Annotated in this window: 8 protein-coding genes; 3 read left to right on the top strand and 5 right to left on the bottom strand. The window is 43.1% G+C overall.

Annotated elements, in window-relative coordinates; translation table 11 throughout:
• A partial coding sequence (locus HMPREF9965_RS12600; RefSeq protein WP_000409031.1) for an ISL3 family transposase occupies positions 1-621 on the top strand: 621 nt, incomplete at its 5' end.
• Positions 622-656: 35 nt separating this feature from the next.
• Here HMPREF9965_RS12600 and der read toward each other — a convergent pair.
• Genes der through nrdR form a run of 5 tightly spaced genes read right to left on the bottom strand, consistent with a single transcriptional unit; the run spans position 657 to position 5225 of the window.
• Positions 657-1967, bottom strand: coding sequence for a ribosome biogenesis GTPase Der (gene der / locus HMPREF9965_RS03175; RefSeq protein ID WP_001207692.1), 1311 nt, complete (start codon positions 1965-1967; stop codon positions 657-659).
• Positions 1968-1980: 13 nt separating this feature from the next.
• Positions 1981-2694, bottom strand: a complete 714-nt coding sequence (locus tag HMPREF9965_RS03170) for an NADPH-dependent oxidoreductase (protein ID WP_000140833.1) — start codon at positions 2692-2694, stop codon at positions 1981-1983.
• Positions 2691-3587, bottom strand: a complete 897-nt coding sequence (gene dnaI, locus HMPREF9965_RS03165; RefSeq protein WP_000446484.1) for a primosomal protein DnaI — start codon at positions 3585-3587, stop codon at positions 2691-2693. Before dnaI ends, HMPREF9965_RS03170 begins: the two co-directional genes overlap by 4 nt.
• Entirely contained in the window at positions 3588-4751 is a 1164-nt protein-coding gene (locus HMPREF9965_RS03160) for a DnaD domain protein (RefSeq protein WP_000803918.1), read from the bottom strand.
• Positions 4752-5225: a transcriptional regulator NrdR gene (gene nrdR, locus HMPREF9965_RS03155; protein ID WP_001203676.1), complete on the bottom strand. Its 474-nt coding sequence runs from the start codon at positions 5223-5225 to the stop codon at positions 4752-4754.
• A 139-nt stretch (positions 5226-5364) separates the two neighbouring features.
• Here nrdR and HMPREF9965_RS03150 point away from each other — a divergent pair, with 139 nt between their 5' ends.
• Together HMPREF9965_RS03150 and HMPREF9965_RS03145 are read left to right on the top strand one after the other, a co-directional pair.
• On the top strand, positions 5365-5730 hold the full coding sequence (locus HMPREF9965_RS03150; protein ID WP_000119119.1) for a GntR family transcriptional regulator: 366 nt from the start codon (positions 5365-5367) through the stop codon (positions 5728-5730).
• Between the two features lie 4 nt (positions 5731-5734).
• Positions 5735-6430: an ABC transporter ATP-binding protein gene (locus HMPREF9965_RS03145; protein WP_000173161.1), complete on the top strand. Its 696-nt coding sequence runs from the start codon at positions 5735-5737 to the stop codon at positions 6428-6430.
• Positions 6431-6440: the final 10 nt, after the last annotated feature.

Raw genomic sequence — 6440 nt, 5'->3', positions numbered from 1 at the left:
TTTAGCCCTTACTATAACTTGGCTAAACAGCTTTTTCCATGTGCTAGAATCGTTCTAGATCGTTTTCACATTGTACAACATCTTAGCCGTGCTATAAGCCGTATTCGTGTCCAAATGATGAATCAATTCGATCGAAAATCCCATGAATACAAGGCTATCAAGCGCTACTGGAAACTCATCCAGCAAGATAGTCGTAAACTCAGCGATAAGCGATTTTATCGTCCTACTTTTTGCATGTACTTAACGAATAAAGAGATTCTAGACAAGCTTTTGAGCTATTCAGAAGACTTGAAACACCACTATAATCTCTATCAGCTCTTGCTTTTTCACTTTCAGAATAAGGAACCCGAGAAATTTTTCGGACTTATTGAGGACAATCTGAAGCAGGTTCATCCTCTTTTTCAGACTGTCTTTAAAACCTTCCTCAAGGATAAAGAAAAGATCGTCAACACTCTCCAATTACCCTATTCCAACGCAAAATTGGAAGCGACTAATAATCTCATTAAACTTATCAAACGAAATGCCTTTGGTTTTCGGAATTTTGAAAACTTCAATAAAAGAATTTTCATCGCTCTCAACATCAAAAAAGAAAGGACGAAATTCGTCCTTTCTCGATCTTAGCTGACTTCAACCCACTACAGTTGACAAAGAGTCGTTTATTTCCGCTTTCTCGCAATCAAATGAATTGGTGTTCCTTCAAAGACAAAGGCCTTGCGGATTTGATTTTCCAAGAAACGCAGGTAAGAGAAGTGCATGAGTTCTTCTTCATTGACAAAGATGACAAAGGTTGGTGGTTTTGTTGCCACTTGGGTTGCATAGAAGATTTTGAGGCGTTTTCCTTTGTCTGTCGGTGTTGGATTGATAGCAATGGCATCCATAATCACATCGTTCAAGACAGCTGATGGGATACGGGTGTTTTGGCTTTCACTGATTTGCTTGATCATCTCAGGAAGTTTGTGGAGTCGTTGCTTGGTAAGAGCTGAAACAAAGACAATCGGTGCATATGGCAGATATTGGAACTGCTCACGGATATCTTCTTCCCATTTCTTCATGGTGTGGTTGTCTTTTTCAAGGGTATCCCACTTGTTGACCACGATGATCATTCCTTTACCAGCTTCGTGGGCGAAACCTGCGATACGCTTGTCGTACTCGCGAATACCTTCTTCTGCATTGAGGACCATCAAGACCACGTCAGAACGGTCAATGGCACGCATAGCACGCATGACAGAGTATTTTTCTGTATTTTCGTAGACCTTACCAGACTTACGCATACCAGCCGTATCAATCATGGTAAACTCTTGACCATCAGCATCTGTAAAATGGGTATCAATGGCATCACGAGTTGTTCCAGCTACTGGACTAGCAATCACACGGTCTTCTCCCAAAATGGCGTTGATCAAACTTGATTTCCCAACATTGGGACGGCCAATTAAGCTGAATTTAATGACATCTGGATTTTCTTCTTCGACTTCATGTGGTAGATTTTCCACGATGGCATCCAGTACATCACCCGTACCGATACCGTGGACAGACGAAATTGGCAGCGGTTCGCCCAATCCCAGAGCATAGAAATCATAGATGTCATTTCGCATCTCAGGATTGTCAACCTTGTTAACGGCAAGGATAACAGGTTTATGGGTTTTATAAAGTTTACGGGCTACGTACTCATCTGCATCCGTGATTCCTTCTTTCCCAGACACCACAAAAACGATGACATCAGCTTCTTCCATAGCGATTTCTGCTTGGTGCTTGATTTGCTCCATGAAGGGAGCATCGACGTCGTCAATCCCTCCCGTATCAATCATACTAAAGGAACGATTGAGCCACTCACCCGTTGCATAGATACGGTCACGTGTTACACCCTCGACATCTTCTACGATTGAGATCCGCTCACCAGCGATCCGATTAAATAGGGTTGATTTCCCAACATTGGGACGTCCCACAATGGCAATAGTTGGTAAGGCCATGTTTTCTCACTTTCTACAATAACTTTTTCTGTTCTAGATTCTTCCGAGTTGAACTAGGTTCGGCTTGACCGAACTGCTCTGCCAAACGCTGACTCCAAGAGGTCGACGCACGCGCACCAGCATAGTCCGCTTGTACTTGGTCATAGTCCAAAATCGCTTCAACTGGCTGTTCTTGGTATTCTTCTTCAAATACCACTTGGTTCAAAGGTAGTCTTGGTTTGACATCGTGTTGTTGATTTGGCACGCCAAGGGCAATCCCAAAAACAGGGTAGGTATAGTCAGGCAGGTTAAAAAGCGCTGCCACTTCTTCCGACTTGTAACGGACCAAACCGATGATAACACCACCATATCCCAGACTCTCAGCCGCAAGCAAGGTATTTTGACCAGTAAGCGCCGCGTCCACAGACGTGATAAGGAGACCTTCTACCCCTTGAGGTTGGAAAGTGTCCGTATGAAGGCTTGCTCCCTTTTCCGCTCGATTCAAGTCACCAACAAAGAGCAAAAAAGCTGCTGACTGGCGAATGGCTTCCTGAGGAACCAATTCATATAAGGCATCCTTCTTCTCTTGACTGCGCACAAGAATCACAGAGTAGGATTGGAAATTTTTCCAAGAAGACGCCATTTGTCCAGCAGTCAAAATCTCTTCCAAGTCTGCTTGAGGAATCTCTTGCTCCTTAAAGCGACGAACTGAAGTATGAGCTTTCATCAGTTTAATGGTTTCTGTCATCGGCGATTTTCTCCTTCTAGTCTCGTTTCCTCTGCTAAATAGCGGATCCTTTCCATGACCCGTCTAGCTTCCCAAGTCTCATCATTTCCATTCTTTCCTTTGGCAAAATGTTTTTCCAAATCTTGGAAATTAAAGTTGGAAGTAAAGAAGGTCGGCAAATCTTCCTGCATGCGATACTGGAGAATAACTTGGAGAATCTCATCACGCACCCAAGGGGTAGACTGTTCTGCACCAATATCATCCAAGACCAAGACCTCTGCTAACTTGATGTCATCCACCAAGGTCTTCACAGATCCTTCACCGATGGCATTTTTCACATCAATGACAAAACTTGGATAGTGGAGAATGGTTGTAGAAGCACCACGTTTTTCAGATAGGTCATGGGCAAGGGCCGCCATCATGAAACTCTTACCAACACCAAAATCTCCATAAAGATAGAGACCTTTTCGGATGCTTGGGTAAAGATCGACAAAGGCATAGAGTCTCTCAAAAATCGGTAAACGACCTAGATCATCCAGGTCAATCTGAGCCAATTTTGCTTTCTTGAGACTTGCTGGTAGATTGATCAACTTGAGGCGATTCTTGATTGCCGCCTCTTTTTCAGCCGCGATTAGTTCTGGTGTTTCCTCATAAGATACATCTGCATAGCCGTGATTCATGACCAAGATAGGCTTGTAGCCACGCGCTATATAGTCCGCATCCCCACGAAGAAACTTATCCCGTTCTGTGATATATTGGTTGAACTTGGAAATGCTACGATTCAACTCCTCTGGGCTGAGGGATTCTTTCTGGATAAAAGCCGCTACATCGGGGTCCTTCATGATCTGCTGGACTAGGTCCTGATACTGAAAACGACTTGTCTGACGTTTGATAACGTCACCCACACTTTCCATCTAGTCTCCTCCTTCTTCTAATCGGGCTAACATTTCTTGTTTTTTGCGTTCTAGTTCCAGACGAGTTTCCTCGCTGGTTTGATTTTTATATTCTGGATTACTCCACTTAGGAACATTTGTCTTAGTCGGGCTAGTTTTCGATTTTTGGTCTTCCTGGCCTTTTTGCTGACGTTCTCGAATCCGAAGCACAGCTTCCTCTGCTGTTCGAATCTTACGATAGGCATAGTCGTTGGCAACTTTCATAGCATATTTTTCATTGACATTGGCCGAATCAACCTTGTTAAAGGTTAAAAGTAAGACGATATTGATGACTTCATCCAACAAGCCTAAAGATGCCATCTGGTGAAGGAGTTCTCTTTCACTTTGGGTGATGTTCCCCTTACGCGTTTGCTTGATTTCCGCTAAAAAGTGCAGGGGAGTTTTATTTTTGGCTTCCCTGATAATGGTCATTTCTTTGGGGCTAAAGTCAGAAGTCGCTGGTTTTTGCGCAATCTTTTCACGCATGCGTTTGACTGAGATGACCTGAGCCACCGCTGTCGCCTTGGCTAATTGATAGATTTCAAACCAGGTCCATTTTTTTTCATCTGCAATGGCAAACAATTCCAAAACATCTGCCTGCTCATTTTCAAAACGCAAACCATCTCGAGCCATCAGGCGCTGAAAATGCTCCAAGTCAAAATCATTTTTCATCTTGATTTTAGACTCGGTTGGAGTCACTTCTTCAGTCAGGTTTGGAAAAACTTGACTCAAGGAAACAGAGAGTTCTTCTCCCTCACTTGGAACCTGCTTCATAGTAGAAACAGCTGTATCACCAATCTTTTTTTCCAACAGTGTGCGGTAAATAGAATGCCGCAAAAATTCCTGACTTGAAAGGGGAGAATGAAGCTGCAATTCATAGGTTTCTCCCTTCTGATAAAGAGTCAACAAATCTAAAGCAGATAAAATTTTAAAGGATTGGAGCAAGGTCGGCATGCCAAAGTTTAAGTGATTGAGGATATGGGAAAAGAGATGTTCCTTTTGCCCACCATCCCAAAAGGTAATGGCATATAGATAGAGGCTCAGCGCCTCCTGACCGATAATCGGGAGGTAGCACTGCACCAGAGAAGAGGTATCTTGCGACACCCGATTATTCTTTAGAAAAGAAAAACGGTCATTTGGTTTCATCTATTTTTCCTTTTTCTTCTTAGAGGACTGGGTAATCTGCTGAAGCAAACTTTCCAGCTCACTCACATCCTTAAAGCTACGGTAAACACTGGCAAAACGCACATAGGTAATCTCATCCAGCTCTGCCAATTCTTCCATGACTAAAGAACCAATGTATTCACTTTGGATCTCATTCTCACTGCGACTACGGAGTTTTTGTTCGATACGATTGACCACCATGCCGATCTCGTCACTTGAAACAGGGCGTTTCTGGGCTGAGCGGATAATCCCATTAAAGATTTTATCTCTTGAAAACTGCTCTCGCGTACCGTCTTTTTTGACGACAACCAGCGTTCTTTCTTCTACTCGTTCATAGGTTGTAAAACGATGCTGACACTCATCACACTCACGTCTTCGGCGGATGGTATTTCCTTCTTCGGCTTGTCGACTATCAACAACACTAGACTTGGTAGCCCCACATTTTGGACAACGCATGCTTTTCCTCCTTGTCGTTTTCTTTTCATTATACCATTTTTTGAGCAATTCCCAAAACAATTCTTATTTTTACTTGACAAGTTTTTTGTTTTATTGTATTATTTAATTAGAACAATAAAGAAAAAGAAAGGAGACTATGATGTCCTGGTCATTTGATAATACAAAACCCATTTATTTGCAGATTATGGAAAAAATCAAACTACAGATTGTTTCCCATGAACTAGAACCCAACCAACAGCTCCCAACCGTAAGGGAACTAGCGAGCGAGGCTGGGGTCAATCCCAATACAATTCAGCGTGCCTTGTCTGATCTTGAGCGCGAGGGCTTCGTTTATAGCAAGCGAACAACTGGTCGTTTTGTCACTGAGGACTTAGATCTCATCCTTCAGTCCCGCAAACAGCTTTCTGAGGAGCAACTGAAAAACTTTGTAACGGGCATGCTTCAATTTGGCTATCAAAAAGAAGAACTGCCAAGTGTGGTTAGCGAATACATAAAAGGAGTGTAAAATTATGACATTACTAGCATTTGAAAATGTATCCAAATCCTATGGGGCTACAGCAGCCCTTAACAATGTTTCCCTTGAGATTCCCGCTGGAAAAATCGTCGGGCTTCTCGGTCCAAACGGATCTGGAAAAACAACCCTGATCAAGCTGATCAACGGACTTCTCCAACCAGACCAAGGTCGTGTCCTCATTAACAACATGGATCCGAGTCCTGCTACCAAGGCCATTGTCTCTTACCTACCAGACACGACTTATCTGAATGAAGAGATGAAAGTCAAGGATGCTCTAACCTACTTTAAAACTTTCTACCAAGATTTCAATCTTGAGCGGGCTCAGCACCTTTTAGCAGATCTTGGCATTGATGAAAACAGTCGCCTCAAGAAATTGTCAAAAGGAAACAAGGAAAAGGTTCAGCTCATCCTCGTTATGAGCCGTGAAGCTCGTCTCTACGTGCTCGACGAACCAATTGGTGGTGTGGATCCGGCTGCCCGTGACTATATCCTCAACACCATCATCAACAACTACTCACCAACTTCAACTGTTTTGATTTCTACCCACTTGATTTCAGATATTGAGCCAATCTTGGATGAAATCATCTTCCTCAATAACGGAAAAGTCGTCCGCCAAGGAAACGTGGATGATATTCGTTACGAGTCAGGTGAATCCATTGACCAGCTCTTCCGCCAGGAGTTCAAAGCTTAGACAAAGGAGA

Origin of the sequence: Streptococcus mitis bv. 2 str. SK95 (assembly GCF_000222705.1) — a bacterium.
In the GTDB taxonomy this organism is placed as follows: domain Bacteria; phylum Bacillota; class Bacilli; order Lactobacillales; family Streptococcaceae; genus Streptococcus; species Streptococcus mitis_AY.
Note: the sequence above shows the minus strand (reverse complement) of the source record. Positions and strands in the feature narration are given on the sequence as shown.

What these genes read in the sequence shown, in the direction of transcription:
- der (WP_001207692.1), bottom strand. Translation starts at nt 1,967, where the DNA reads ATGGCCTTACCAACTATTGCCATTGTGGGACGTCCCAATGTTGGGAAA.
- HMPREF9965_RS03170 (WP_000140833.1), bottom strand. Translation starts at nt 2,694, where the DNA reads ATGACAGAAACCATTAAACTGATGAAAGCTCATACTTCAGTTCGTCGC.
- dnaI (WP_000446484.1), bottom strand. Translation starts at nt 3,587, where the DNA reads ATGGAAAGTGTGGGTGACGTTATCAAACGTCAGACAAGTCGTTTTCAG.
- HMPREF9965_RS03160 (WP_000803918.1), bottom strand. Translation starts at nt 4,751, where the DNA reads ATGAAACCAAATGACCGTTTTTCTTTTCTAAAGAATAATCGGGTGTCG.
- nrdR (WP_001203676.1), bottom strand. Translation starts at nt 5,225, where the DNA reads ATGCGTTGTCCAAAATGTGGGGCTACCAAGTCTAGTGTTGTTGATAGT.
- HMPREF9965_RS03150 (WP_000119119.1), top strand. Translation starts at nt 5,365, where the DNA reads ATGTCCTGGTCATTTGATAATACAAAACCCATTTATTTGCAGATTATG.
- HMPREF9965_RS03145 (WP_000173161.1), top strand. Translation starts at nt 5,735, where the DNA reads ATGACATTACTAGCATTTGAAAATGTATCCAAATCCTATGGGGCTACA.